This window comes from Thermohalobaculum sp. (assembly GCF_058622915.1).
This window is the reverse complement of record NZ_JBZSYN010000056.1, coordinates 17404-44375: the sequence shown is the minus strand read 5'-3', so window position 1 is coordinate 44375 and position 26972 is coordinate 17404. Positions and strand designations below refer to the sequence as shown.

Annotated in this window: 25 protein-coding genes and 1 pseudogene; 19 read left to right on the top strand and 7 right to left on the bottom strand. The window is 68.7% G+C overall.

What is annotated here, in order from left to right:
* The 8 genes and pseudogenes from AC32QD_RS04970 to AC32QD_RS04935 all read left to right on the top strand — a co-directional run.
* Positions 1–494 (top strand): winged helix-turn-helix domain-containing protein (locus AC32QD_RS04970; protein ID WP_492009378.1); only part of this gene is annotated, 494 nt, incomplete at its 5' end.
* Positions 495–788: 294 nt separating this feature from the next.
* Complete coding sequence (locus tag AC32QD_RS04965; protein WP_492009377.1) at positions 789–1304, top strand: hypothetical protein; 516 nt, start codon at positions 789–791, stop codon at positions 1302–1304.
* Between the two features lie 224 nt (positions 1305–1528).
* Positions 1529–2623 (top strand): ABC transporter ATP-binding protein, encoded by a 1095-nt coding sequence (locus AC32QD_RS04960; RefSeq protein WP_492009376.1) that lies wholly within the window; start codon positions 1529–1531, stop codon positions 2621–2623.
* 121 nt (positions 2624–2744) lie between these two features.
* Positions 2745–3890, top strand: a complete 1146-nt coding sequence (locus AC32QD_RS04955) for an extracellular solute-binding protein (protein ID WP_492009375.1) — start codon at positions 2745–2747, stop codon at positions 3888–3890.
* A 79-nt stretch (positions 3891–3969) separates the two neighbouring features.
* On the top strand, positions 3970–5271 hold the full coding sequence (locus AC32QD_RS04950) for an ABC transporter permease (protein WP_492009374.1): 1302 nt from the start codon (positions 3970–3972) through the stop codon (positions 5269–5271).
* A gap of 19 nt (positions 5272–5290) precedes the next feature.
* Positions 5291–6136: pseudogene (locus AC32QD_RS04945) on the top strand (ABC transporter permease); the annotation flags it as partial.
* Positions 6137–6143: 7 nt separating this feature from the next.
* Positions 6144–6905: a hypothetical protein gene (locus AC32QD_RS04940; protein WP_492009373.1), complete on the top strand. Its 762-nt coding sequence runs from the start codon at positions 6144–6146 to the stop codon at positions 6903–6905.
* 146 nt (positions 6906–7051) lie between these two features.
* Positions 7052–7681: a DUF1523 family protein gene (locus AC32QD_RS04935; RefSeq protein WP_492009372.1), complete on the top strand. Its 630-nt coding sequence runs from the start codon at positions 7052–7054 to the stop codon at positions 7679–7681.
* Here the strand turns inward: AC32QD_RS04935 and AC32QD_RS04930 are convergent.
* Both AC32QD_RS04930 and AC32QD_RS04925 read right to left on the bottom strand, forming a co-directional pair.
* Positions 7659–8306: a transglycosylase SLT domain-containing protein gene (locus AC32QD_RS04930; protein WP_492009371.1), complete on the bottom strand. Its 648-nt coding sequence runs from the start codon at positions 8304–8306 to the stop codon at positions 7659–7661. The genes AC32QD_RS04935 and AC32QD_RS04930 overlap by 23 nt on opposite strands.
* A gap of 97 nt (positions 8307–8403) precedes the next feature.
* Complete coding sequence (locus tag AC32QD_RS04925) at positions 8404–9288, bottom strand: AEC family transporter (protein ID WP_492009370.1); 885 nt, start codon at positions 9286–9288, stop codon at positions 8404–8406.
* A 76-nt stretch (positions 9289–9364) separates the two neighbouring features.
* On the opposite strand from AC32QD_RS04925, the gene hspQ reads away from it, so the two are divergent.
* From hspQ to AC32QD_RS04910, 3 genes are all read left to right on the top strand, one after another.
* Complete coding sequence (hspQ, locus tag AC32QD_RS04920) at positions 9365–9724, top strand: heat shock protein HspQ (RefSeq protein WP_492009369.1); 360 nt, start codon at positions 9365–9367, stop codon at positions 9722–9724.
* Between the two features lie 59 nt (positions 9725–9783).
* On the top strand, positions 9784–10125 hold the full coding sequence (locus AC32QD_RS04915; RefSeq protein WP_492009368.1) for a DUF2794 domain-containing protein: 342 nt from the start codon (positions 9784–9786) through the stop codon (positions 10123–10125).
* Between the two features lie 82 nt (positions 10126–10207).
* Positions 10208–11080: an SDR family oxidoreductase gene (locus AC32QD_RS04910; protein WP_492009367.1), complete on the top strand. Its 873-nt coding sequence runs from the start codon at positions 10208–10210 to the stop codon at positions 11078–11080.
* On the opposite strand, the gene ygfZ is transcribed toward AC32QD_RS04910, so the two are convergent.
* Positions 11068–11886: a CAF17-like 4Fe-4S cluster assembly/insertion protein YgfZ gene (gene ygfZ / locus AC32QD_RS04905; protein WP_492009366.1), complete on the bottom strand. Its 819-nt coding sequence runs from the start codon at positions 11884–11886 to the stop codon at positions 11068–11070. The genes AC32QD_RS04910 and ygfZ overlap by 13 nt on opposite strands.
* A gap of 95 nt (positions 11887–11981) precedes the next feature.
* Here ygfZ and AC32QD_RS04900 point away from each other — a divergent pair, with 95 nt between their 5' ends.
* The 6 genes from AC32QD_RS04900 to AC32QD_RS04875 all read left to right on the top strand — a co-directional run bounded on the left by AC32QD_RS04900 (position 11982) and on the right by AC32QD_RS04875 (position 18733).
* The gene (locus tag AC32QD_RS04900; protein WP_492009365.1) at positions 11982–13202 is read left to right on the top strand and encodes a multidrug effflux MFS transporter; all 1221 of its coding nucleotides are present in this window, start codon (positions 11982–11984) and stop codon (positions 13200–13202) included.
* 9 nt (positions 13203–13211) lie between these two features.
* Positions 13212–13904: a TIGR04283 family arsenosugar biosynthesis glycosyltransferase gene (locus AC32QD_RS04895; protein ID WP_492009364.1), complete on the top strand. Its 693-nt coding sequence runs from the start codon at positions 13212–13214 to the stop codon at positions 13902–13904.
* 190 nt (positions 13905–14094) lie between these two features.
* Positions 14095–15642: a TrkH family potassium uptake protein gene (locus AC32QD_RS04890; protein ID WP_492009363.1), complete on the top strand. Its 1548-nt coding sequence runs from the start codon at positions 14095–14097 to the stop codon at positions 15640–15642.
* A gap of 546 nt (positions 15643–16188) precedes the next feature.
* Positions 16189–16503: a DUF1127 domain-containing protein gene (locus tag AC32QD_RS04885; protein ID WP_492009362.1), complete on the top strand. Its 315-nt coding sequence runs from the start codon at positions 16189–16191 to the stop codon at positions 16501–16503.
* Between the two features lie 154 nt (positions 16504–16657).
* Positions 16658–18028: an amidohydrolase family protein gene (locus AC32QD_RS04880; protein WP_492009361.1), complete on the top strand. Its 1371-nt coding sequence runs from the start codon at positions 16658–16660 to the stop codon at positions 18026–18028.
* Positions 18029–18115: 87 nt separating this feature from the next.
* On the top strand, positions 18116–18733 hold the full coding sequence (locus tag AC32QD_RS04875) for a cation diffusion facilitator family transporter (RefSeq protein WP_492009360.1): 618 nt from the start codon (positions 18116–18118) through the stop codon (positions 18731–18733).
* 81 nt (positions 18734–18814) lie between these two features.
* On the opposite strand, the gene AC32QD_RS04870 is transcribed toward AC32QD_RS04875, so the two are convergent.
* Complete coding sequence (locus AC32QD_RS04870; protein WP_492009359.1) at positions 18815–21004, bottom strand: polysaccharide biosynthesis tyrosine autokinase; 2190 nt, start codon at positions 21002–21004, stop codon at positions 18815–18817.
* Positions 21005–21527: 523 nt separating this feature from the next.
* Here AC32QD_RS04870 and AC32QD_RS04865 point away from each other — a divergent pair.
* A complete protein-coding gene (locus tag AC32QD_RS04865; protein ID WP_492009358.1) occupies positions 21528–22118 on the top strand; it encodes a TIGR04282 family arsenosugar biosynthesis glycosyltransferase in 591 nt (196 codons plus the stop codon).
* Here AC32QD_RS04865 and AC32QD_RS04860 read toward each other — a convergent pair.
* Positions 22109–22693 (bottom strand): hypothetical protein, encoded by a 585-nt coding sequence (locus AC32QD_RS04860; RefSeq protein ID WP_492009357.1) that lies wholly within the window; start codon positions 22691–22693, stop codon positions 22109–22111. The genes AC32QD_RS04865 and AC32QD_RS04860 overlap by 10 nt on opposite strands.
* A gap of 72 nt (positions 22694–22765) precedes the next feature.
* Positions 22766–23257, bottom strand: a complete 492-nt coding sequence (locus AC32QD_RS04855) for a RidA family protein (protein ID WP_492009356.1) — start codon at positions 23255–23257, stop codon at positions 22766–22768.
* A gap of 254 nt (positions 23258–23511) precedes the next feature.
* Between AC32QD_RS04855 and acs the strand changes: the two genes are divergently transcribed.
* Complete coding sequence (gene acs, locus AC32QD_RS04850; RefSeq protein WP_492009355.1) at positions 23512–25458, top strand: acetate--CoA ligase; 1947 nt, start codon at positions 23512–23514, stop codon at positions 25456–25458.
* Between the two features lie 129 nt (positions 25459–25587).
* Here the strand turns inward: acs and AC32QD_RS04845 are convergent, their stop codons facing one another.
* Positions 25588–26886 (bottom strand): tetratricopeptide repeat protein, encoded by a 1299-nt coding sequence (locus tag AC32QD_RS04845; protein ID WP_492009354.1) that lies wholly within the window; start codon positions 26884–26886, stop codon positions 25588–25590.
* Between the last annotated feature and the right edge of the window lie 86 nt (positions 26887–26972).

The window sequence follows — 26972 nt, the reverse complement described above, 5'->3', positions numbered from 1 at the left end:
TCCGGTCGCGACCCGCCACCCGCGACCTGCCGGTGATCATCGTCACCGCCCGCGGCGAGGAGGAGGACCGCGTGCGCGGGCTCGACATCGGGGCGGACGACTACATGACCAAGCCGCTCTCGGTGGCCGAGCTCGGGGCCCGGATCAAGGCGGTGCTCAGGCGCGTCCACCCCGCGGTTGCGGGCGACGTGGTGCGCTTCGGCGACATCCATCTCGACCGCGAGGTGCGCCGCGTGAAGCGCGCGGGGCGCGAGATCCGGCTCGGGCCGACCGAGTTCCGCCTGCTCGAATGCCTGCTCGAGCGCCCCGGCCGGGTGTTCAGCCGCGAGCAGCTGCTCGACCTGGTCTGGGGCCGGGAGGTCTATGTCGATGCGCGCACCGTGGACGTGCATGTCGGCCGCTTGCGCAAAGCGCTCAACAGGCCCGCCCAGCGCGACCCGATCCGCACCGTCCGCGCCGTGGGCTACGCCCTGGACGAGACCTATACCGGCTGAGGCGGCCGGCAGCTTCACGCTTTTTTACCCCCGTTCGAATATCATCGCGCCCGCGGCCGCAAGGCCGCGACGAGCGGAACGGGTGGCCCGAGGCTGGGGCTGCCTCGCGCCCGTCTGCAACCAAGAAAAGCACAATGCTGCAGGGACCGGGGAGCGTCCGTCGGAAGCTTCTCCCGGGAAGCTTCCTCGGGCCGAAACCCTGGCCCGGAAGGGGGCAAGATGACAGCCGAGATGGCAGGGAAGGCTGCAGTCGGTGGCGTCTGGGCGACGCTCAGGCGCCTGAAGGAGCAATGGATGCTCATCACGTTCTTCGCCGGGGCCGCGATCTGGGCCCGCGATACCTATCACGAGTTCGCCGCACTGCCCGCGATGGTCCGCGAGCAGACGCGCGGGCTCGCCGCGCTCGAGGCCACGGTGACGCGGCTCGAGGGCAAGGTGACGCGGGGCCTCGCGGCTGACCGTTCGCCGGTGCTCGGCTTTCCGGGCAACCGGCATTCGGTGGACGATGCCGCGCGGGGGGCCTGGACGGTGCTGCACTGGCGGCCCGTCAGCGCCCTGCGCGGCGACTGCGTGCCCGGTGCGTTGGCCGCCTGGATGGTCGACGCAAAGGGCACCTGGTTTGCGGCGCAGACTGCGCTGGCACCGATGCCGGCGCTCAAGGGCGAGCAGAACCTCGCCTTCCGCCTTCGGGTCGATCCCGGGATGACGCCGGGCCGCGCCCGGGCGATGGTGCAGGTCACCTTCGACTGCGGCGACCACCGGCAGGTGGAGACCGCGCCCTGGCTGCAGTTCCGCGTGCTGGCCGACTGAGCGCGCGCCTGACCAAGACCTTGCGGACCGGCCTGGCCGGTCCGCTTTTTCTATTCGGCCACGGCGGATGTGTGCGCGATTCCAGCCCGTTAGGACAAGGTCGCTGACCTGTTGCGTCGCGAATGGCAGACGATTCGCCGTAAGCGGGACTTGTATCCGGTGAAAGTTCTGTGCTTAGGTCCGGCTAGGTACGGAGAAGAAAAAGCAAAACTGCGGGGGAGCGCATGACCGCCGATTCCGCCAATGGCGCCTTCGTCGAATTCGAGCGCGTCCAGAAGAGCTACGATGGCGAGACGCTGGTCGTCAAAGATCTCAACCTCGGCATCGGCAAGGGCGAGTTCCTGACGATGCTGGGCCCCTCGGGCTCGGGCAAGACCACCTGCCTGATGATGCTGGCCGGCTTCGAGACAGCCACCCATGGCGAGATCAAGCTGGGCGGGCGCGCCATCAACAACATCCCGCCGCACAAGCGCGGCATCGGCATGGTGTTCCAGAACTACGCCCTGTTCCCGCACATGACGGTGGCGGAGAACCTGGCCTTCCCGCTCGAGGTCCGCAAAATGGGCAAGGCGGATATCAAGCAGAAGGTGCAGAAGGCGCTGGACATGGTGCAGATGGGCGCCTTCGGCGGCCGGCGGCCGGCGCAGCTCTCGGGCGGCCAGCAGCAGCGCATCGCCTTGGCACGGGCGCTGGTGTTCGAGCCCGACCTCGTCTTGATGGACGAGCCGCTCGGCGCGCTCGACAAGCAGCTGCGCGAGCACATGCAGTTCGAGATCAAGCACCTGCACCAACGCCTGGGCGTCACCGTGGTCTACGTCACCCACGACCAGACCGAGGCCCTGACCATGTCGGACCGCATCGCCGTCTTCGACGACGGGCGCATCCAGCAGCTGGCGGACCCGCCCACGCTCTACGAGAAGCCGGAGAACGCCTTCGTCGCCCAGTTCATCGGCGAGAACAACAAGCTGTGGGGCACCGTGACCGAGGTCAACGGCGAGGTCGCAGGTGTCGACCTGGGCGGCAATATCCGGGTCCAGGCCAAGGCGGTGCGCTGCGGTTCGGCCGGTGAGAAGACCATGCTCTCGATCCGGCCCGAACGCGTGATCCTCGGCGACGAGTCGGCGCCCAACCTGATGGAAGGCAAGGTGGTCGAGCTGATCTATCTCGGCGACCACATCCGCTGCCGGATGGAAGTGGCCAGCAACGACGAGTTCATCGTCAAGGTTCCCAACAGCCACGCCCGCGCGGCGCTCCAGGTGGGGGCGACCACACCGATCGGCTGGGTCACCGATGATTGCCGCGCGCTCGACGCCCGTTGAGGCAGGCGCGCGGCCAAAGATCGGCGGGCTCCGGAGGCGGAGCCACCGTGTAACCGGCCCGGCCTTTCGCGGTGCCGGGTCAGTGGAGCCGGGGCAACCCGGCGGAATCAGGGAGGAGAAGATGCTTCCAAGGATCACCGTGTCGGTCATCGGCGCGCTGGCTGCCGCCGTGCTGATGCACGCGTCGCCGGCCAGCGCTGCCGATTCGGGGCCGAAGTGCCCCCAGGGTAACTACCAGCTGACCATCGTTTCCTGGGGCGGCGCCTACGAGAACAGCCAAAAGAAGGCGTATTACGAGCCCTACATGAAGGCCTGTCCCAACGTGACGATCGTGCAGACGAGCGCCTCGAACGAGGCGGTTGCCAAGATGCGCGCCCAGGCCGAGGCCGGGAACGTCACCTGGGATATCGTCGACGCCGTGATCTCGGACGCGATTCGTGCCTGCGACGAAGGTCTCGCGATGGAGATCGACATCAACAAATGGGCCAAGCCGGCGCCCGACGGCACCCCGGCCAAGCAGGACTTCGGCAATACACTGCAGTCGCCCTGCTTCATCCCCGAGATCGTCTACTCGACGCTCATCGGCTATCGCACCGACGTGAAGGACTGGCACGGCAAGACGCCGAAGGACATCTGCGCTTTGTTCGACACCAAGGACTTCCCGGGCAAGCGCAGCCTCGAGAAGCGGCCGATCAACAACCTGGAGTGGGCACTGGCCTGCGCCGGCGTGCCGCGCGACAAGATCTATGACGTGCTCGGCACCGATGCGGGCCTCGCCAAGGCGTTCAAGGAGCTGGACAAGATCAAGAAGGACACGATCTGGTGGTCGGCCGGCGCCGAGACGCCGCAGCGGCTCGCCGACGGCGAGGTTGTGATGGGCTCGACCTACAACGGCCGCATCTTCAATGCCGCAGTGGTCGACAAGCAGCCGATCGCCACGCTGTGGGACATGGAGATGATGGATCTCGACGGCTGGATCATCCCCCAGGGCGTCAAAAAGAAGGATCTGCCGGCGATCAAGTCGTTCATCCGGTTCGCCACGGACACCCAGCGGCTGGCCGACCAGGCCCAGTACATCTCGTACGGCCCGGCCCGCGCCTCGTCGCAGCCCCTGGTCGGGTACAGCAAGGTGTTCAAGATCGACATGAAGCCGTGGATGCCGACGAACCCGGAGAACGCGAAGACCGCCTTCCACTATGACTACAAGTGGTGGGCAGATCATCGCGACGATCTCGACGCCAAGTTCCAGGCCTGGCTGATCCAGTAAGGACCTGAGTGCGACCGGCGGGGGCGCGGCCGCGCCCCCGCTCTCCGGCCCGCCGGGCCGACCGGAAGGGAGTGGTGCGATGACCAGTGCGGACGTGACCGGTGGCACGGCGGCGGGCGGCGAAGGGCCTACGCAGGACAGCGGGCCGCTGCGGGCCGCGGACGGGACACCGCTGCGCGTCAGCCTGGCGCGGGCGCTGCGCCGCGAGAAGATGCGCGCGCTGTTGCTGATCGCGCCGCTGCTGCTGTTCATCGTTCTCACCTTTCTCGCCCCGATCGCGGACATGCTGTTCCGCTCGGTCCAGAACACGATCGTGCCGGAGACCCTGCCGAAGACTGTCGCCGCGCTCTCGAACTGGAATCCGGACAGTGGCAAGCTTCCGAGCGAGAAGGTTTACGCCGCGCTGCATGACGACCTCGTGCAGGCCGCCAAGGACAAGACCAATACCAAAGTGGGAACGCGCCTGAACTATGAGTCCTCGGGCATGTCCAGCCTGTTCCGCAAGGTGCGACCGGTCGAGCGGATGACGCCCGGCAACTACAAGGAGCAGTTCATCAAGGTCGACAAGGGCTGGGGCAAGATCGGCACCTGGCGGGTCATCAAGCACTTCGACGGCTACTATACCGCCGGTTACTTCCTCGACGCGATGGACCTGCACTACGGGCCGAACGGTCTCGAGCAGAAGCCGGCCTTCGAACGCATCTATCGCAAGCTGTTCGCGCGCACCTTCATCCTCTCGGTGCTGATCACCGTGCTGTGCATGGTGCTGGGCTATCCGGTGGCGTGGCTTCTGGCGAACCTGCCGCTGAGGACCTCGAACCTGTTGATGATCATGGTGCTGCTGCCATTCTGGACCTCTCTGCTGGTGCGCACCTCGGCCTGGATCGTGCTGCTGCAGCAGCAGGGCGTGATCAACGATATCCTGGTCAAGATCGGGCTGGTCAGCAACGACCACCGACTGCAGATGATGTTCAACGCCACCGGAACGGTGGTGGCCATGACGCACATCCTGCTGCCGTTCATGATCCTGCCGCTCTACTCGGTGATGAAGACCGTGCCGCCGGCCTATGTCCGTGCGGCGAAGTCGCTGGGCGCAACGAACTGGACCGCGTTCTGGCGGGTCTACTTCCCGAACACCGTGCCCGGCATCGGGGCCGGCTCGATTCTCGTCTTCATCCTGGCGGTCGGCTACTACATCACGCCGGAACTGGTCGGCGGCACCTCGGGCATCTTCATCTCGAACCGGATCGCATACAATATCTCGACCAGTCTTAACTGGGGGCTGGCGGCGGCGCTGGGCGTGATCCTGCTGTTCGTCGTGATGATCCTCTACTGGGTCTACGACCGCATGGTCGGCGTCGCCAACGTGAAGCTCGGTTAGGAGGAAGACGATGGCCGCGCTGCCGCCATATGCAACCAAGGGCGAGGTCGCCTGGTATTACGGGTTCCGCGTGATCTGCGCGCTGGTCTTCCTGTTCCTGATCCTGCCGATCATCGTCATCATCCCGCTGAGCTTCAACGCCGAGGACTACTTCACCTTCACCGCGAAGATGCTGGCGCTGGATCCGTCGGGCTACTCGCTCAAGCACTACCGGGACTTCTTCACCAACCCCAGCTGGCAGCAGGCGCTGTGGAACTCGGTCCGCATCGCGCCGATGGCCACTCTGCTCGCCACCAGCCTGGGCACCGTCGCGGCGATCGGCCTGAGCCAGAGCCACGTGCCCTATCGCGGCGCGATCATGGCGACGTTGATCTCGCCGATGATCGTTCCGCTGATCATCTCGGCGGCCGGGATGTACTTCTTCTACTCGCGCATCGGGCTTCAGGGCACCTATTGGGGCGTCGTGCTCGCTCATGCGGCGCTGGGCACCCCATTCGTGATCATAACGGTGACGGCGACGTTGGTGGGCTTCGACCGATCCTTGGTGCGCGCCTCGGCCAGCCTGGGGGCCGGGCCGGTGACCACCTTCTTCCGGGTGCAGATGCCGCTGATCATCCCCGGCGTCATCTCGGGCGCGCTGTTTGCCTTCATCACCTCGTTCGACGAGGTCGTCGTCGTGCTGTTCGTCGGCTCGGCGGCGCAAAGGACCTTGCCCTGGCAGATGTTCACGGGGCTGCGAGAGCAGATTTCGCCGACCATTCTGGCGGTGGCAACGATCCTGGTGACGATCTCGATCATCATGCTGACCACGCTGGAGCTGTTGCGGCGCCGGTCCGAGCGGATCAGGGGGATGTCGCCCGGATGAGGGCGGGATGATCCTTCGCCTTGCGGCGCTGGCACTGCTGCTCACGCTGATCGCCCGACCCGCTGAGGCAGCCTGCCCGGCGGCGGGCGGAGGGCTCCTGTTCCACAGCTGCTGGGGCGCGGCGCGCATCTCGCTGAAGCTTTTGCCCGACGACCTGCCGCTGTCCCGGCCCCCGGCCGAAGGGCTGCGGCTGGTGGTAACAGGGACCTACACAGGCACCGGGACGCGGACGAGCGGGGCGCACAAGCCCGTGGGCCTGTTCCTGCGCCGGGGCGAGGTGATCAACCGCAACCTCGCGCACATGGACGGGGTTCTGGTGATCGATCCCGAAAGCGGTCAGCCCGATCTGCAGCACCGCGAGCGGGTGCGCCTTGGCGCAACCGTCTATGATCTGCGCGAGCTGGACCAGCGCAGCGCCTTCATCAAGGCGGCCGCCGCGCGCGGCCTCTCCGTGATGCAGAGCCATCTGCTCATCTCAGACGGCCAGGTCGACGTGACGCAGCAGGAGAGCGCGCCGGCCCATGTCCGGCGCTTGCTGTTCGCCAATGCCGATGGCTTCGGGGTGTGGCAGACGCCGGTGGCGATGACGCTGCGCGACGCGGCTGTTGCGATCGACGCGGCGCTTGCGCCCGACATGGCGATCAACCTCGACATGGGTTCCTACGACTTCTGCCGGCGCACCCAGGCCGGCGCCGAGACCAACTGTGGCGCGCTTTCTCCCGAGGCGACGGGAAAGCTGTCGAACCTCTTGTTGCTGACCCTGCGATGAGCGGGCCGAGGCATCGCGAAAGTCCGCCGTTTGCGCCGGGCAATCCCGGCCCCTAGATTGCCGGGCGAGAAGGAGCGACCGATGCATACAAGGCAGCTGCGAGTCCTATCGGCGCGATTGCGCGCGATGGGCCGGGGGTGTCCCGCATGACGCTGGGCCGCGTGAAGATCGCAGTCTGGATCGTGGCGCTCGCGGTGGTCGCGGGGTTCCTCGACTACAACCTGCCCCAGCGCGACGTGGTCCGGATCGTCGGCACTGACGTGGTGCGCCAGGACGTGCAGGCGACCGACGCCCAGGGCAAGCCGGTCACCCGCAGCCGTGACGTGCGGTTCATCTATGCCAAGACGCCCGGCGGCGCCGCCAGGGTCTATCGCAACGAGGACACCGGCTGGGGCTGGCCACCCTATTTCAAGTTCGACACGGCGGATCTCGCGGCGAAGGCGAGCGACCTTGCTTCGACCGCGGACAAGCCAAAATGGGTCGTGCTGCGCCATTACGGCTGGCGCATCCCGATGTTCTCGATGTACCCCAATGCCCTGTCCTTACGGCCGGCCACCGGCCCGCACGAGAAGCTGTTTCCCTGGTTCGACCTGATCGTGGTGACACTCCTGGTGCTGGCCGTGCTGCTCGCCTGGCGGCTGCTGGTCCTGGCCTTCCACACCCATGTCGACCCGGCGGTGGATGAGATCGAGCGGCGCATCGACGAGCGCTCGGGCCGCGTGCGCCGCGCCGCCAGACGCAGCCGGCGCTGGGTTAGGCACCACCTCGGGGTGTGAGAAGCGCAGCATAGGTGCCGGGGCAGTTGCGCAGCTGGCCGCGGTAGTGCGCGGCCTGGTCTGCGACCCGGCTGGCCACGGCCTGGATCGCCGGGTTGTCCCGCCAGGCGCCGCGCAGGAAGCCGGTGTGGCCTTCGTGATAGGCGATGTAGTGGCTGAAGGCGTCGAACTTCGAGACGCCGTCCATCTGCACCGTCTTGGCCATGTACCAGCCGACGAAATCGGCCGCGTCCTTGAAGTTGTCGCGGTCGGCGCTGCGGTTGCCGGTGTCGCGCCGGTACCAGTTCCAGGTGCTGTCGATGGCCTGCGGATAGCCGTAGGCCGAGGAGGCGCGCCCCGCCGGGATGAAGCCCAGCGTATAGCGCTCGGGCGGGCGCGCCTGGGCGCGGAAGCGGGACTCGTACCACAGGATCGCCATCTGCACCTCGATCGGCGCGCCCCAGCGCAGGGCCGAGGCGACGACCGCATCGCGCCAGTCGGGGCGCTGCTCGAAGATGGCGCAGATGTCGTTGACGGCGCTGGGCGGGCCCTTCGGCGCCGACGAGCACGAACTGACCAAGAGCGCCAGCAACACGGCGCCCACAACCGGCCGCAACGCAGGATTGAACTGCCCGAACGCCTTCACTGCCCCAGCTTCGTCCGCCTGTTACGATCTCTGCCCGATGTTCATCTTTTCCAACAGGATAGCAGAAAAACTTCGAGCAGGGGAGCAAAATCTTTGGTTAAAGCAGCAAGGCGAGGGCGACGGGCACGGCAACGGCCGCGATGAGGGTTGAGATCACGACGGCACCGGCGATGCTCTCGGGCTCGGCACGGTAGCGCTCGGCCAGCAGATAGCTGGTCACCGCCACCGGCATGATGAGCTGCAGAACCAGGCTGCCGCGCGCCGCGCCGTGCAGCCCGAAAGCCCAGGCGATGGCGACGGCGACCGCGGCGGCCGCGGCCAGTTTTGCCAGCGAGAACTGCATGGCGCGCCCTACCTCGCTGACCGAGAGGTTGGCAATCGAGAACCCCAGCGTCAGCAGCATTGCCGGGATGGCGATCTGGCCCGCGAGGTCGAGCGAGTTCAGCGCCCAGGCTGGAACCTGCCAGCCCTCGAAGGCGAACAGCCCGCCCAGCACCGCGCCGTAGACCAGGGGCTGCTTGAGCACGTGGAGCAGCTGGCCCGTGCCGGCCACCACGTAGACCCCGACGGTGAACTGCAGGATTGCCATGATGGCGAAGACCACGATGGCGAAGGCCAGCCCGGACTCGCCATAGGCGAACAGCGCCACCGGCAGGCCGATATTGCCTGTGTTGCCGAAGGTGCCGGGCACCAGGAAGGTGCGCAGCCGCCATCCCGCGGCGCGCAGGCCGAGGCCGAGCACGAGCCCGAGCGCCGCATAGGCTGCCAGCGCCGCCAACGCGATGTCGCGAAAGGCGTTCGGGTCGATCTTCACCTTCACCAGCACGGCGAAGATCAGGCACGGCATGGAGAAGTTCACCGCGAGCCGGGTGACGAACTCGAGGTCGAAGTTCAGCTTCAGCCGCCCCCAGACATAGCCCGCAAGGGCCACCAGGAAGACCGGCGCGATAACCTGGAGAACCTGCAGAAACTGCTCGACCATGCCCCTCGTCCCGCGTCGAAATCGCACCGTGCCGCAATATGGACACTGTGCTATGTTCGCGATAGTAGGCACGGCCATGAAATGTCAGGACAGAGGATACCGCGAGGTGCTGCGGGCGCAGGCGAAATTCCGGATCGGCCAGGTGGTGCGCCACCGCATCCACCCCTTCCGCGGGGTGATCATCGACGTCGATCCCGAGTTCGCCAACACCGAGGAATGGTGGCTGTCCATTCCCGAGGAGGTGCGCCCGCGCAAGGATCAGCCCTATTACCACCTGCTGGCCGAGAACGAGACCAGCTACTACATGGCCTATGTCTCGGAGCAGAACCTCGAGGCGGATCAGTCGGGTGACCCGGTCGAGCACCCGGATGTGCCGGACTATTTCGTCGAGCTGCAGGGCGACCATTACACCATGCCGCCGGAGCGGCATCACTGAGACCGGCGCCGCGCAGTTCGTGCTTGCAATCCGCGCGAGGCGAATGTCATCCTGTTGTCATGAGCTTCGAGCGGATCTTCCCGAGCCTCGGCGGCGCGCGCCTCGCCGAGGTCACATTCGATCGCCGTGAGCTCGCATTGATCCTGGACGTCTATGGCCGGATGGTCGCCGCGGGCGACTGCCGCGACTATGCCATCGACCATCGTCGCGACCGGGCGGTATTCTCGATCCTGCGCGGGTCGAGCGAACAGCCGGTCTACCGGGTCGAGAAGGCCCGCGGCGAGGGCCAGCTTCCGGGGTACTCGGTGGTCGGCATGGACGGGCGCATCCTCGAGCGCGGGCGCGATCTGCGCCGCGTGCTGCGGGTGCTCGAGCGCAAGCTGATCCGGCTGGTGCAATAGCGCAATGCTTGGCCAAGTGCCTGGGCGCCGCCGAGGGCGCGACGCCGGCGATTGCGTCGCCTGGGCCGGCTTGAGGTGACGGATGCCGGTTCTGCTCTGCATCGGATATGGCTATTCGGCCCGGGCGCTGGCGCGGCGGCTGATCCCGAAAGGCTGGCAAGTGATCGGCACCACGCGCCAGCGCGACGGCGTCGAGGCGATCCGCGCCACGGGGGCTGAAGCGGCGCTGTGGCCGCCCGCGCGTTGCGGGCGCGTGCTTGATCTCGCCACCCATGTGCTCATCTCGGCCCCGCCGGGCGAGGGCGGCGACCCGGTGCTGATGCATTGCGCCGGGGCGCTCTCGGCGCGGTCCGAGGAGTTCGACTGGCTCGGCTATCTCTCCACCGTCGGGGTCTACGGCGACCGGGGCGGCGCCTGGGTGGACGAGACCTCCGAATGCCATCCCGAGACGACGCGCGGCAAGGCGCGGGTCGCCGCCGAGCAGGAATGGCTGGGCTACCGGCACGACACCGGCCTGCCGGTGCACGTCTTCCGCCTCGCCGGCATCTACGGGCCCGGGCGCGGCCCGTTCGCCAAGGTGCGCGCCGGGACGGCGCGACGCATCGTCAAGTCGGGGCAGGTGTTCAGCCGCATTCATGTCGAGGACATCGCCCGCGTGCTCGAAGCCTCAATCATCCGGCCGCATCCGGGCGCCATCTACAATGTGTGCGACGACGAGCCGGCGCCGCCCCAGGACGTGATCGCGTATGCGGCCGAGCTTCTCGGCGTGCCGGTGCCCCCGGAGGTGCCCTTCGCGGAGGCCGATCTCTCGCCCATGGCGCGCTCGTTCTACGCCGAGTCCAAGCGCGTCTCGAACGCGCGGATCAAGAACGAGCTGCGGGTGGAGCTGGCCTATCCCAGCTATCGCGAGGGCCTCAGGGCGCTGCTCGACGCCGAATCCGGTCACCCTTCGTAGATCACCCGGGCCGCGCCGGCCGCGAGCGGTCCGCGGGCGCGGTCAAGGCGCAGGTGCGCCAGCCCATGCCCGCCTTCCTGGGTGAACAGCGTTCCGGCTGGCTTGCCGTCCGCCGTCACCGGAGTGCCCGGCGGGGCCACGCCCTCGACGCGCACCCGCACCAGACGGCGGCGCAGCTCGGTCTTGTGCTTCATGCGTGCCGTGACCTCCTGCCCGACGAAGCAGCCCTTGCGCAAGTCGACGCCATTCAGCGCCTCGAGGTTTGCCTCGAGGATGAAGGTCTCCTCGGGGACCAACTCGACACCGGACTCGGGGACCACGTGCTCGATGCGCAGCCTGCGCCAGGCCGCGCGCGAAATCGGGGTAACGCCGGCTGCCGCCATCGCGGCGGTTGGATCGGCCGCATAGAGGCGCCATCCGAGCGCGGGGCTGCGCGGGTCGCGGACGACGAGCCCGTCGCCTGCGGCGGGCGCGCCGTCGCCGCCCCAGGCCAGAGCGACGCCAAGTCCCGCTGCGCCGACGATGCGCGCGTCGCGGCGCAGGCTGTACAATTTCAGCCGCTGCGCCAGCGTTTCCGCGCTGGCCGAGGGCGTGTCGATCAGGATCGCGCCGCCCGGCGCTTCGACCAGGAAGAAGTCGAACAGATACTTGCCCTGCGGCGTGAGCAGCGCCGTGTACAGCGCCCCGCCACGCGACAGTTTCTCGATGTCGCTGGTGACGGTGTTCTGCAGCACGCTTCGCGCATCTCGTCCGTCCATGCGCAGGACGCTGCGCTCGGTATCGACGAAGCCTTGCAGTTCGGTCATCCTTGCCTTCCGTTTCTGTCCCTGCCTCAAATATAGGCATCGCGCGGCGAGCGTCACGCCGCTATAAGGCCGCGTTCGTTGACGGATCGATAGCCATGAGCCTGCCCAGCCCCGCCGAGCGCGCCGAGGGACGCGCGCCGCCCGGCTTCGTCGTGTTCCTCGCGCTGATGACCTCGGTCGTCGCGATGACCATCGACGCGGTCTTGCCGGCGCTCGATTCCATTGGCACCGATCTCGGCTTCGCCAGTGCCAACGAAGGGCAGCTCGTGGTCATCACGGTGTTCCTCGGCATGGGGCTTTCGCAGGTGGCCTATGGGCCGCTGGCCGACAGCATCGGCCGCAAGCGCACGGCGATGCTGGGCTGGGCGGTGTTCACCGCGGGTACCCTGATTGGCATGTTCGCCACCACGCCCGAGGCCATGTTCGCCGGCCGTTTCCTGCAGGGGCTGGGCGCCGGGGGGCCGCGGATCGTGGCCATGGCGGTGGTGCGCGACCTCTACGAGGGCCGCCCGATGGCGCGGATCCTGTCGCTGGTCATGACCGTGTTCATGGTGGTGCCGATGTTCGCGCCGCTCTTGGGCCAGTGGGCCGAGATGCTGGCCGGCTGGCGCGCGATCTTCGGGCTCTATCTGGCGATGGCGCTCGTCTCGGGCGGCTGGTACGCGCTCGCCGTGCCCGAGACCCTGAGCGCGGAGCAGCGCCGGCCGCTGAGCCCGCGGCCGGTCATCGCCGCGTTCGCGGAGGTGCTGGGGACGCGTCCGACCATGCTGTACACGTTTGCGGCGGCGCTGGTGTTCGGGGCCTTCGTGGTCTACCTCTCGACGGCGCAGCAGGTGCTGGGGGATGGCTACGGGCTGGGCCGTCTGTTCCCTTGGGCCTTCGGCGGGCTGGCCTTTGCCTTCGCGCTGGCCAGCGTCGGCAACAGCCGGCTGGTGATGCGGGTGGGCATGCGGACCCTGGTGCGGCTGGCGCTGATGCAGATGATCGCGGTCGGTGCCGTGGCCACGGTGATCGCGCGTGGCGACGGGTTGCCGCCGTTTTGGGTGTTCATGGGCCTGATGGCGCTGATCTTCTTCTCGGTCGCGGTTCTGTTTCCCAACCTGAGCGCGCTGGCGCTCGACTCGCTGGGCCATCTGGCCGGCACGGCGGCTTCGGTCGTGAACACGATCTCGATGCTCGGGGCGATGCCGGTGGGATACGTGATCGCGCAGTCCTATGACGGCTCGGTCGAGCCGCTGTTCCTCGGCTTCGCGGTGCTGGGCGCCGGCGCGCTGGCCCTGGTCGAGCTGGCCGAGCGCGCCCGCGCGGCAGCCTGAGGCTCGCGGATGCGCGCGCCGGTCTCGGTGGTGATCCCGACGCTGGAGGCGGCCGGGCGGCTCGCGCCATGCGTCGACGCGCTGGCGGAAGGCCTGATGGCGGGCGTCGTGCGCGAGCTGGTGTTCGCCGACGGCGGCTCGTCGGACGGGATCGCCGAGGTCGCAGAGGCGCTGGGGGCGCGGCTGGTCACGGCGCCGCGGGGGCGGGGCATGCAGCTTGCCGCCGGGGCGCGGGCGGCGCGCGGAGAATGGCTGCTGTTCCTGCACGCCGACACCGTGCTGGCGCCCGGTTGGTCCGGCGTCGTGCTGTCCCATATCGGCGCGCGGCCGGGACAAGCCGGCTATTTCCGTCTGCGCTTCGACCGCGCCGGGCCGGGGCCGCGGCTGGTGGCTGCCTGGGCCAACCTGCGATCGCGGTTCCTCGGGCTGCCCTATGGCGACCAGGGACTGTTGCTCAGCCGCTCGGTCTACCAGGCCGCGGGCGGCTTTCCCGACATCCCCCTGATGGAGGACGTGGCGCTTGCCCAAAGGCTGGGGCGCGCGCGGCTCGCGCCGCTGCCGTGCGATGCTGTCACCTCGGCCGAGCGATACGCTGCCGCGGGGTGGCTCAGACGCGGGGCGCGCAATCTCTCGACGCTGGCGCTCTACCTTCTCGGAGTGGCGCCCGAGCGGCTGGTCCGCCGTTACGAGCGGGGCGGCTAGAGACCGGTCGCGATCCTGTCTCCGAGATGCTTGGCATGGCGCGCGAGACGGGATCCTTGCCCGCGCGGCGCTTGTCTTGGTGGCGCGGCCTTGGCTGGGCGGCCTCCTCGCCTTCGGCCAGCGGAGGTCGTCCAGCCGCCAAGCCCGCCGGCTATCTGGATCGATTGCTGTTGCCAGCAGCCCGGAGCCTGTGAAGAATGCGCTCCTGCCGCGCGCTCGCGAAGCGACGCGCGGCAGTCTGTTGCGGGGATCATCGAAGCACTGGGACGGGAAGGTGTCGATGCAGCGCGACTCGTTGCGATTCGTCACGTTTATCAATGGGATGCTGCTCCTTGTCCTCGCGTCCGCCATGCTGATTCCGATGCTGGTAGACGCTGTGAGCGGCAACCCGGACTGGCTGACATTCGCGACCTCGGCGGCCCTGACCGGGTTGTCCGGCGGCTGCCTTGCGATCATCTGCCGCGCGCGGGACTGGCGCGTCGAGCGGCGCGCCGGCTATCTGCTGACCGTGACGGCGTGGCTGACGATCTGTGCTTTCGCTTCGGTGCCGTTCGTGCTCTCGAGCCTGCATCTGGGCATTACCGATGCCGTCTTCGAGACCATGTCGGGCCTGACCACGACCGGATCGACGGTGCTCGTCGGGCTCGATCGCATGCCGCCGGGAATCCTGCTGTGGCGCTCGCTGCTTCAGGGCATCGGCGGTGCGGGCATCGTGGTAACCGCGATCGTTCTGCTGCCGGCGCTCGGCATCGGCGGCATGCAGCTCTTCCACACCGAGTCGTCCGATATCTCGGGCAAGCCGACCTATTCCGTCTACGAGATGGCGGTGCTGACCGTGGGGGTCTATGTCGCCCTGATTGCAGCCTGCGCCGTCGCCTATGCGATTGCCGGCATGAGCGCCTTCGACGCGATCAATCATGCCCTAGCGACGATTTCGACGGGCGGCTTCTCGACCCACGATGCGTCGATGGGATACTTTCATTCGCCGGCGATCGAGGTTGTCGGCATTGTTTTTATGGTGAGTGGTGCTGTTCCGTTGATCTGGTATGGGGTGTTGTTAACGCGGCCGCGCGGGTCGATCGACCAGGAACGCCAGGTGCCGGCGCTCCTGGGGATCCTGGCGGTGTTCGTGGGGCTGGTCACGCTGTGGAACGTGCTCGAAAACGGCATGCCGGTCTGGACCGCGCTGCGGGTCTCGGCGTTCAATGTCACCTCGGTTCTCACCGACACCGGCTTTGCCTCGGCCAACTATTCTGCCTGGGGCAGCTTCGCCGTGGGCATGTTCTTCGCGCTGATGTTCGTCGGCGGCTGCGCCGGCTCGACCTCGGGCGCGATCAAGATCTTCCGCTGGCAGCTTCTGGTCTCGGGCGTGAGCCACAACCTCAAGCTGGTGCTCTCGCCCAACCGGACGCTGGCGATCCGTTTCGGCGGGCGCCGCGTCGAGGACGACTCCATGCGCTCGGTGCGCAATTTCTTCTTCATGTACCTGATGACGTTCATGATTCTCTCGGCGATGGTGATGGCGACCGGGCTCGATTTCCTCTCCTCCACCAGCGCCGTCGCGCAGGCGATGGCGAATGCGGGTCCCGGCCTGGGGCCGGTGGTGGGACCGGCCAGCACCTTCGCCTCGGTCTCCGTCGCGGCGAAGTGGATCCTGACCGCGGCCATGCTGCTGGGCCGGCTCGAGCTTTCCACGGTCTATGTGCTGTTCCTGGCCGAGTACTGGAGCTGGCGCTGAGCGCGGAGCGCCGGGGCGATGCCCGACGGCGCCGGACCGGCTTCCTCTGTGCCCCTTGGTCGCTGCCCGGTCTTCCCAAGCCTCTCCCGGGCCTCTGCCGGTCTCTCCCGGTCTCTCCGGGCGCGGGCCGGAGGCGGCGGCGACCGCCCCGGCCAGCCGAGGGGGCGCGTTAGCGCCTGCTAACGCCGTTAACGCGGGGGGCCGTGTTAATAACGGTTGGCAGCAAATCCGTTAATCCTACGAAAGTCGCGCGCGACGCCTGCGCGGCCTGAAAGACGGTTAACTCTTATAGTCGGACTGTAGGAGTTAACGGGTCCGGCGCGGACCCCCCCGAAGCGCCAGCCGCGGCGCGCGACTCATGCCAAAAGCGCAAAGCTGGATTGCCTTGCGCCGCAGTTCTCCGGCTGCCGCCGCGAGCTTATCTACTGCATTGCAACAAATCCTGGTGCGCCGCGCCAGACGGGCCGGTCCCGCCCAGACGGGCCGATCCCGCAAGGGGGCGCATCGCTGACGGCCACGGGCCGTCGATACGAACGGAGACTGACCATGAACATGAGACACACCTGGAGTTATGCCACGCCAACAGCACCGCAGCAGGCGCCGCGCCGGGGACCTGCCGACGTCCTGGGCGATTCGATCCTCGGGGTCGGGCACGCGGTTGCCACCGCCTTCGCCCGGCACGCCGCGCGCGTGCGGCGAGAGCGCCGGGCGCGCGAGACCTATCGCGAGCTCAGCCGCCTGAGCGACCGCGAGCTCAACGACATCGGCCTCTTGCGCGGCGAGATCGCGACCATCGCGGACGCGGTGACCTCGCAGCCGCCGCGTACCGGGGTAACGCTCGCCGATCTTCGCGGCAGTTGAGCGGCCGGGCCGGCGGCCCCTCCCCCGCGACATTGCACTGGCTGATCCGCCGCGGCCGGGCTAGGGTTCCGGTGCCACCGGTTCCCAGCCCCGCGACGGTCCGCCAGTGCCCTCCGCAGCCGCGAAAGATCCTGCCGAGCAAGGCCCCGAGCCCGTGGACCTTCTGGTGCGCGCGGGCTTCGTCTATCCGGTCGACGGCACGCACGAGGTGATCCCGGACGGCGAGGTCGCGGTGCGCGAGGGCCGCATCGTGCATGTCGGCCCCGCCCGGGCCGGCCGCTGGGCGCCGCGCGAGCGCATCGAGCGGCCCGGCCAGGCGCTGCTGCCTGGCTTCGTCAACTGCCATTGCCACACGGCCTCGACCGTGTTTCGCAGCCAGACCGATGACGGCGCGGGCGGGGCTGCGCTCTACACCATCGCCTTTCGCGGCGAGGGGCGGGTCTCGGCCGACGACTGGCGCCGGCTTGCGGTGCTCGGCTGCGCCGAGATGATCCGCGCCGGCATCACCACGCTCAACGACTTCTGGTACGCCCCCGACGCCATGGCCGAGACGGCGCTGGCCACCGGGCTGAGGCTGGAGCTGGCCACCGAGATCGTCGATGTGGACAAGGCGCGGCTGGCCCGGGGCGACTACCGCCGCGACGCGGCACTGGGAGAGCGCCGCCTGCGCCAGGGCGCGGATGTCGTGCGGCGCTGGCACGGGGCAGGGGACGGCCTGATCACGGCGCGCCTGGGGCCGCACGCGGCCGACACCTGCTCGGGCGGGCTGCACCGCGAGGCGGCGGCCGAGGCGCGGCGCCTGGGCGTCGGGCTGCACTGCCATGTCGCCCAGTCGCCCAGCGAGGTCGAGACGATCCGCGCCGCGCACGGGCTGGGGCCGGCGGCGTGGCTGGCCGAGCTGGGCGTGCTCGGCCCCGACTGGGTGCTGGCGCATCTGACCTTCGCCGACGCGCACGACCGCGCGGCGGTGGCCGAGAGCGGTGCGGGCTATGCGCATTGCGCCACGATCTATCCGCGCCGCGGCGTCTACCCCGATCTGTGCGCCATCCGGGGTGCGGGAATCCGCACCGGACTGGCCACCGACTGGATGCTCAACGACCCGTTCGAGGCGATGCGCGGCGCGCTCAATGCGGTGCGCCTGCGCGAGCGCCGCCACGACGCCCTGACCACGGCGCAGGCGCTGGAGCTGGCGACCGCGGGGGCGGCCGAGGCGATGGGGATGGGCGCGCGGATCGGCCGGCTGACGCCGGGGCGCGAGGCCGACATGATCCTGGTCGACCTGGACCGGCCGCACCTGCAGCCGTTCTATGGCGGCATCGCCTCGCTGGTCTATTACGCCCGCGCCGGTGACGTCTCGACCGCGATCGTGCGCGGCCGCGTGGTGATGCGCGATGGCGAGATCCCCGGAATCGACTGCGCCCAGGCCCTTGCCGCGGTCAGGGTGCGGGCGCCGCACTGGGGCGCGCTGATGCGCGAGCTCGGCGGCCTGAGCCACCTGCCGCACTGTCCCTGCGGGGCCCATTGAGGGCTGGCTTGCCCTGGGGCTGCTTGTGGGCGCGAGCGACGGTATACGCGGGCAGGGAAGCAGCCGGGCGAGGGAGCGCCGAGGACCTTGATTGCATCGAGCCAAGCACAGCTTCATCGGCGGGCCTTGCGCCTTGAATGGTTCAGCGTCTGTTGGAACGTGGTCGAGGCCGCCGTGGCGATCGGCGCCGGGCTGATCGCCGGCAGCACGGCGCTGGTTGCCTTCGGGTTCGACAGCCTGATCGAGATCGTGTCGGCGGCCGGCCTGCTGTGGCGGCTGTACCGTGCCACGCCCGGCGCCGCGGCGGCCGAGCACGGCGCCGCCGAGCGAAAGGCGCTCTATGCCGTCTCGGCCACCTTCTTCGCGCTTTGCGCCTATGTGCTCTATGGCGCGCTCTCGAGCATCGCGCTGCGGGAGGCGCCCGAGCAGTCGCTCGTCGGTCTGGTTCTGGCCTGCGCGTCGCTGGTGGTGATGCCGATGCTGGCCCGGGCCAAGACGCGAGTCGGGCGCCGGATCAACAGCCGCGCGCTCGAGGCCGACGCGGCGGAGACCTGGGTCTGCGCCTGGCTCTCGTTCTCGCTGCTGCTGGGCGTGGGCCTGTATTCGGCGTTCGGCTGGTGGTGGGCCGATCCGCTGGGCGCGCTGCTCATGGTGCCGGTGATCTTGTGGCAGGCCCGGGAGACCCTTTCGGAGGCCCGCGAGTAGGCTGTGACGCGGTGCCCCGCCGCTGTCCCTGCCCGGCGGACCGGGGCGCCGCGGGTCCGGCCGGCGCGATCGCAGGTGAGGCTAGGTGTAGCTGCCGCCGTAATAGCCGTACTGCTCGGAACCGCTTGCCTTCATGCGGTTCAGCACCAGCCCGCCGACCTCGACATTGACGTGGCGCAGCGCCTCGAGCCCGGCGCGCACCATGCGCAGCTTGGTGGCGTTCCAGCGCACGAGATAGACGATCGCGTCGGCGTGCTGGGCGACGATGCGCGTGTCCGACACGGCCAGCACGGGCGGCGTGTCGATGACGATGATGTCGTAGACCCGGCGCATGTCGCTCAGGAACGACACGAAGCGGCGCGACCCGAAGATGTCGCCCGCGGTCACGCTTCCCTCGTCGGCGAAGAGGATGTCCATCTGGGCGGGCTCGTCATGGACGATCGCCTCGTCCAGGGACGCGGCCCCGCTCAACAGCGACAGAAGACCGACCGGTTTGTCCGAGTGGAAGAACTGGCTCAGCGTGCGATGGCGCAGGTCGGCGTCGATCAGCAGCACGCGCTTGCCCGACGCCGCGTTGGTCTGGGCCAGGGCCGCCGACAAAGTGCTCTTGCCCTCGCCCGGCACCGATGAGGTGGTCATGATCACCTGCGGCGGCGCGTCGATATTGGACAGCTGCAAGGTCGTGCGCAGATTTCGGACGGCTTCCGCTGCCGGGGAGGCGGGCTTTTGAATGATGTGCCTGAGTGGTCCGTCGGGGCGGCGTGAGCGCGCCTCGGGGATGATTCCGATCACCGGCAGCCCGGTCGCCGCTTCCAGCTGTTCCGACGACTCGATGGTGCTGCGCAGCGATTGCGAAAGGAAGGCAATGAACAGGCCGACGAGGGCGCCGAAGACGCCTCCCGCCCCCAACGCCAGAGCCTTGTGCGGATGCGAGGGCGCGAGCGGAACCTTGGCCGCGTCCAGGATCCGCGCGTCCGCCTGCTGCACGCCCTGCTGCACCGAGATATCCTTCATGCGCGCCAGGGTGTTCTCGTAGATGAGCTTGTTGGCTTCGGCGTCGTGCTGGAGCTGATTGAGCTTGACGAAATCGCTGGAGTTCGTCTGCAGGTCCGACTCGAGGCTGGTGATGCCGTCCTTGAGCGAGGCGATCTGCCGCTGCACCCGATCGACGTCCGCTCCGAGCTGCCGGACGCGCTGCTCGAACACCGCGGAGAATTGCTCCCTCAGGGCGGTATTGCCACCCTGCGCCAGCTGCCCGGCGAGGCTGCTGAGCCGCGAGTCCACGGCAAAGCTCGCCAGTTCGTCGAACTTGTCCTGCGCGCGCAGGGTCTCCAGGCGATCAATGCGGGCATGCAGCTGTGTCGCCTTGTCGGTCTTGGACGCCAGCTCGTCTTTCAGGCGCTTCAGCTTCTCGATTTCCAGAGCCAGGCCCTGTTCCGTCATGACCGTCGATTTGGCGGAATAGTTCCGGACCTTGCTTTCGGACGCCTGGAGCTGATTCTTCAGTTCGGCAACGCGCTTGCCGAGCCAGACCAGCGCATGGTCCCCCGCGACGAGCTTGTCGTCCCGTTGCTGCGTGATGTAGAGCTGCGCGATCTTGTCGGCGATGCGTGCCGCCTTTGGCCCGCTGTCCGCCGCCACGGAGACCTCAATTGCGTAGGTGTCGGACACCAGGTGCACGTCGAGCAGCTGGCCGAGGATGTCGACCGCGACCGCGCGCGGACCCTCGGTCGCGGGAGGAGCACCGGACTTCTTGCCCGAACCGAACGTCTTGTCGATCAGATTGCTGATGTGATTTTCGACGTAATTGTACCCGGTCCAGTCCTTCCACGCCGGCTTGGGGCGGAGTCCGGGATTGAATTCAGGGTCCTTGGTCAGCGACAAGGTGTCGACGACATGGCCGAGCAGCGTGCGCGACTCCAGCACCAGCACTTCGGTGTTCATGGTCTGGAAATCGGTCGACAGTCCCGGAACCACCTCCTGCAGGTTCAGCAGGTTTTGCTGCTTCGGCGTGATGACGAGATTTGCCGTCGCCGTGTAGAGGGGTGTCGCAGTATAGGCGTAGACCCCGGCGAGCAGGAGGAACGCGGCCATGCACGCCAGCACCGTGCCCTTGCGCGACGACACGACCCGCAGAAGCGTCGCGAAATCGATCTCGTCGCCGTCGCCCGATTTAATCGGCGCGTGCACCAACTGGGATTTGCGGACCGGAACTCGCAGCCGACGATCCTCGGCGTCGGGCGACGAGCCGTCCTGGGAGTGAAGGTTCAATCTGCCGGTCCATCCCTTTGAAGTTGAACGTACGCGCACGTCTAGAACAAATTTGGATTACGTGAGACGTGCCAATGCGTCAACTCAGATTTGATTTGGCCTGCTGCGGTGCGAGAGACCATGTTGCCCGCGGCGGCGCGGCCCGAGCCGCCTTGACGCAGGGTCGATCGCATGGGCAACTTTCGGCACGTCTTGCGAAGCTGCTCAAGATGAAATGTGCCGCCTTTCCCTCGTGCACGTCATTACCGGCCCCGGCCCGATACACGGAGGTCCGTCGTATTGTGTGCCGCAACTGTGCGACTCGCTGCATGCGCTCGACGTCGCGACCCGGTTTGTGACGGTCGAGGAGCCCGATAGGCCGGACGCCGCAAACATCGCGGCATCTGCGAACGCTTTGGCGCGGCGGAGCGTCCGTCCTTCATGCAAGCGGACCGAGCGCCTCGAGCCGGGCCGGCCGGGCGGGCCGGACGGGGCGCAGTCCTTGCAGGCGGGGCGATACGCGCCCGCCCTGTGGTGAGATCCGGTGCAGCGCACGCTGGTCGTCTTCCTCAAGGAGCCGCGGCCCGGGCGGGTCAAGACGCGGCTGGCGCGCGGCCTCGGCCCGGTCGGGGCCGCATGGTGGTTCCGCCGCCAGGCGGCACGGCTGATCCGCGCGGTCGGGCGCGATCGCCGCTGGCGCACCGTGCTGGCCGTGACGCCGGACCGCGCCGGGCTGGCCAGCCGCGTCTGGCCGCCGAGGCCGGCGCGCTGGCCGCAGGGGCCGGGCGATCTGGGGGCGCGCATGGGCCGGGCCTTCGCCGCCATGCCGCCCGGCCCGGTGTTGATCGTCGGCGCCGACATCCCGGGCGTGAGCGCGGCGCACATCGCCCAGGGCTTTCGCCTGCTCGGCCGCAACGAGGCCGTGCTCGGCCCCGCCGTCGACGGCGGCTACTGGATGATCGGGCTGAGGCGCGGCGCGCGCGCCACCCCGGCCGGCCTGTTCCGCGGGGTCCGCTGGTCCTCGCCGCATGCGCTCGCGGACACGCTGCGCACGCTGGCGCCGCTCGAGGTCGGCTTCGCGCCGACGCTGGCCGACGTGGACGAGGCGGCGGACCTCGGCCCGCCTCACGCGTGACCGATCACCATGCTCTGGGCGCCGGTGCGGGCCAGGGCCTGCACCAGCTCGGTGACGCAGGCCACCGGGGCCGAGCCGAAGTCCACGGTGAGCGACCAGCCGCCGCTCACCCGGCGCGGCCCACCGATGCTGTGCACGGCGCCGAGCAGCTCGGGCGCCAGCTCGGTGTGCCGGCTGAGGAACCATTCGAGGAACCAGCTGCGCAGCGGCGTCCAGTTCAGCTCGGCCTGCGCCGCGCGCAGCGTGACCTCGGCCGCCTCCCAGCGGAAGGTCCCGATCTCGGCGGAGAACCCGTCCGCGGTGCGGACCACCGTGGCATCGCCCGGCGGGCCGAGCCGGCTCTCGACGCGGCAGAACAGGGTGCGCCCGCCCTCGGCCAGCGACAGGTCGGCGCGGCGCGGCAGCCTGAGCGGGCCGCTGCGGATCACCCGGGTGGCGGCGTCGCGCCGCTCGGGCTCGGGCTCGACCTCGGCCCCGGCATCCAGAGCGCGCGCCATCGCCTCGAGGATGGCGGCGACCGAGCGGTCGCGCGGATCCTCGACGAGGCGCGTCAGGATGAGGTTGGGCGTGGTCATCGATGTGGCCCGGCTGCTGCGTCTCTCCCCGCTAGGATGGCACGTTTCGGCCCGCTTGCCAGTGCCGTGATGTCACGCGATCTCGAAGATGCCTTCCACCTCGACCAGGGCGCCGCGCGGCAGCCCGGCGCAGCCGACGGCCGAGCGGGCGTGTCGCCCCGCCTCGCCGAACACCTGCCCCATCAAGGCCGAAGCGCCGTTCACCACCATCGGCTGCTGCGCGAAGGTGCCGTCGGAGTTGACGTATCCGGCGAGCCTGACGACGCGGCGCACCCGGTCGAGCTCGCCCGTCGCCGCCTTCACCTGCGAGATCAGGTTGACCCCGCAGATGCGCGCCGCCTCGATTGCCTCGGCGAGCTGCGAGCCGGGAGCGGGCGGGCCCTCGGAGTGGTCGGCGGCGGAGAGCTGACCGGCCATCACCCGGTCGCCGCCGAGCGGAAGCTGGCCGGAGACGTAGAGCAGGCTGCCCACCTGCACATAGGGCACGTAGTCCGCCAGCGGCGCCGCCGGCGCCGGCAGCAGGATGCCCAACTCCTCGAGCCGCGCCTCGATTTCTCCGGCCATGATTCGCTTCTCCCTCTTCGCTGTTGGACCGTGGCCGAGTATCGGGGCTCGGCCGCCTGACCGCAAAACCGAAATCGCCCATGGCGGCGAATTCTGCGCAGTGGCCTTGCATGGGAACCGATCTCCGGCCAGATTGAGGGCCGGAAAATCCCGCGCTGCGCAAAGCGTTGCACGGATGGTGGGCGCAGCGGCGCCCCGCCCTAGGTTTCCGTCAAAGAATGGCCATCGAAGCAAGCGCTGGCTGGGAGGAAAGCATGAACGAGGCTCACACGCATCCCGTCCCCGAGAAGGTGAAGGCGCGCGCCCTGATCGACAAGAAAAAGTATCAGGAGATGTACCGCGCCTCGGTCGAGGACCCGGAGGCCTTCTGGCGCGAGCACGGCAAGCGGCTCGACTGGATGAAGCCGTACTCGAAGGTCAAGAACACCTCGTTCGCCTTCGAGAACGTGTCGATCAAGTGGTTCGAGGACGGCACCCTGAACGTCGCGGCCAACTGCATCGACCGCCACCTCGACAAGCGCGGCGACAAGACGGCGATCATCTTCGAGCCCGACGACCCCTCGGCCCAGGCCAAGCACATCAGCTTTCGCGAGCTGCATGGCGAGGTCTGCCGCTTCGCCAACACGCTGAAGAAGCTGGGCGTGGCCAAGGGCGACCGGGTGATCATCTACATGCCGATGATCCCCGAGACGGCCTATGCCATGCTGGCCTGCACGCGCATCGGCGCGGTCCACTCGGTGGTGTTCGGCGGCTTCAGCCCGGATTCGCTGCGGACCCGGGTCGAGGACTGCGGCGCCAAGCTGGTGATCACCGCCGACGAGGCGCCGCGCGGCGGAAAGCGCACGCCGCTCAAGGCCAACACCGACGAGGCCATCGCCAAGCTTGCCGGCGTGAAGACCCTGGTGGTGCAGCGCACCGGCGGCAAGGTCGCCTGGGACGCCGGCCGCGACACCTGGTACCACGAGGCCGCGAAGGACGTCCCGACCGACTGCCCGGCCGAGGAGATGGGGGCCGAAGACCCGCTGTTCATCCTCTACACCTCGGGCTCGACCGGCAAGCCCAAGGGGGTGCTGCACACCACCGGCGGCTATCTCGTCTATGCCTCGATAACCCACCAGTACGTGTTCGACTGCCACGAGGACGACGTCTACTGGTGCACCGCCGATGTCGGCTGGATCACGGGCCACAGCTATATCGTCTACGGGCCGCTGGCGAACGGCGCCACGACGCTGATCTTCGAGGGCGTGCCGACCTGGCCCGACGCCTCGCGCTGCTGGCAGGTGTGCGACAAGCACAAGATCAGCATCTTCTACACCGCGCCCACGGCGCTGCGCGCCCTGATGGGCAAGGGCGACGAGTGGGTGGACAAGTGCGACCTGTCGAGCTTGCGCATCCTCGGCACGGTCGGCGAGCCGATCAACCCGGAGGCCTGGGAGTGGTACTACCGCGTGGTCGGCAAGGGGAAGTGCCCGATCGTCGACACCTGGTGGCAGACCGAGACCGGCGGCATCCTGATCACGCCGCTGCCCGGGGCCACCGACCTCAAGGCGGGCTCGGCGACGCTGCCCTTCTTCGGCGTGCAGCCCGCCGTGCTGGAGGCCCAGTCGGGCGAGGAGATCAAGGAGACCGAGTGCTCGGGCGTGCTGGCCATGAGGGACTCCTGGCCCGGCCAGATGCGCACCGTCTACGGCGATCACGACCGCTTCATCGAGACCTACTTCACCCAGTACAAGGGCTACTACTTCACCGGCGACGGCTGCCGCCGCGACGCGGACGGCTATTACTGGATCACCGGGCGCGTGGACGACGTGCTGAACGTGTCCGGGCACCGGCTGGGCACGGCCGAGGTGGAGTCGGCGCTGGTCGCGCATCCCAAGGTGGCCGAGGCCGCGGTGGTCGGCTATCCGCATCCGGTCAAGGGGCAGGGCATCTACTGCTATGTCACGCTGATGGAGGGCGCGGAGTACACCGACGCGCTGCGCGACGAGTTGCGCAAGTGGGTCAGGAAGGAGATCGGCCCGATCGCCTCGCCCGACCTGATCCAGTGGGCGCCGGGGCTGCCCAAGACCCGCTCGGGCAAGATCATGCGCCGGATCCTCAGGAAGATCGCCGAGAACGACCAGTCGAACCTCGGCGACACCACGACGCTGGCCGATCCCTCGGTGGTCGAGCACCTGGTGGAGAACCGGCAGAACCGGTAGCGCGGCGCCGCCCGAACGCGCCCATTGGCCCCGGCCGCGACGCCGGGGCTGTGGCGGTATCCGTCGGCAGATATCTGCGGCAGGACAGCGCCCGCCTGCCGCGCCCCCCTGCCGCGCCCCCCTGCCGCGTCACCCCATGATCAGGTCGGAGGCGATGGAGATGCGCCGGCCTCCGCCCTCAAAGGGGATGGTGCGGTGCCAGAAGAACGAGGGAAACAGCACCAGAAGCCCGGGTTGCGGGCGGATCAGCATCACCTCGGGCTCCGCGGGTGCGGTGAAGGGCGGCGCAGGCCGCCCGAACTCGATGTCGCCGCCCTCGCCCGCGTCGGGCAGCTGCACGTAATAGACGCCGCTGAGCACGCCGCTTGGATGGTTGTGCGAGTCCTGGTAGCCGCCGGTGTCGAGCACGGTGGCCCATGCGTCCAGGTGTCCCGGCGCCGAGCGGCGCGGACAATAGGGGTGCCGGGCGCGCTCCGGGTCGGCGAAATAGGCGTCGATCGCGCCCCGGATCATCCCTTCCAGCACCGCGATCGGGCCGCTGTCGGGGCCGATCAGCTGACCCGTGTGGCCGCCGCCCCGCGTCGTCCTGCCCAACGGGTCGGCCATCAGGGTCGGATGATTGACCGCGTGATCGGCGAGCGCGCGGTTGAAGGCGGCCATGTCGCTGTAGCCGGGGGCCGCGGTGAACTGCCTGGTGGCGATCAGAGCGTCGTGATCGAAGATCCGCGCCGCGTCCTCGCGGCGGCCGAGCGCGACCAGCGCCGAGCCCTTGAGCGCGAGCGTGCGGGCATCGCGCGGCGCAAGCCTGAGCGCCTCGTCGTAATGCGGCAATCCGGCCTCGGGGCCATGCACTTCGTGCAGGACGACGCCCAGATGGGTGTGCAGCGACGCCCGCCCGGGCGCCAGCTTCAGGGCTTGCCTAAAGCAGGCGATGGCCTTTTCCGACTCTCCGATCTCGTGCAGCGCGCCGCCCAGATTCGATTGGATCTCGGGATCCCTCGGCGCCAGCGACGCCGCCTTGCCGAAGGCGTCGACGGCGTCTGCCAGGCGATGCTGGCGCTGGCGCACCACGCCCAGTCCGGCGTGGGCGTCGACCAGCCGGGGGTCGGCCTCGGCGGCCTTGTGGAAACAGTCGCCCGCCTCGTCGATGCGGTCGGCGCGCAGCATCAGGATGCCGAGGTTGAGCAAGGCCGGGACAACGGCGGGGTCGATTTTCAGGCAGCGCCGGTAGGTCTCGATGGCGGCGGATTCATCCCCGGTCATGAGCTGGACCTGGGCCAGGTCGGCCAGGTAGCGCACCGAGGTTGGCTCGCGGGCGGCGGCGCTTTCGAGCATCGCCCGCCCCTCGGCGAGCTGGCGCCGCTGGATTGCCTGGATGCCCGAGCGATGCAGCGTCGCCGCGTCCGCCCCTGTCTTCGAACCTGTCAAGGCAACCCTCCATTGGGCGTCGTCGCACGACCCGGTTGCGCGGCCCGGCGTGCCGGCCTCTCGCACGCCGTCGCCCGGACAGTCTT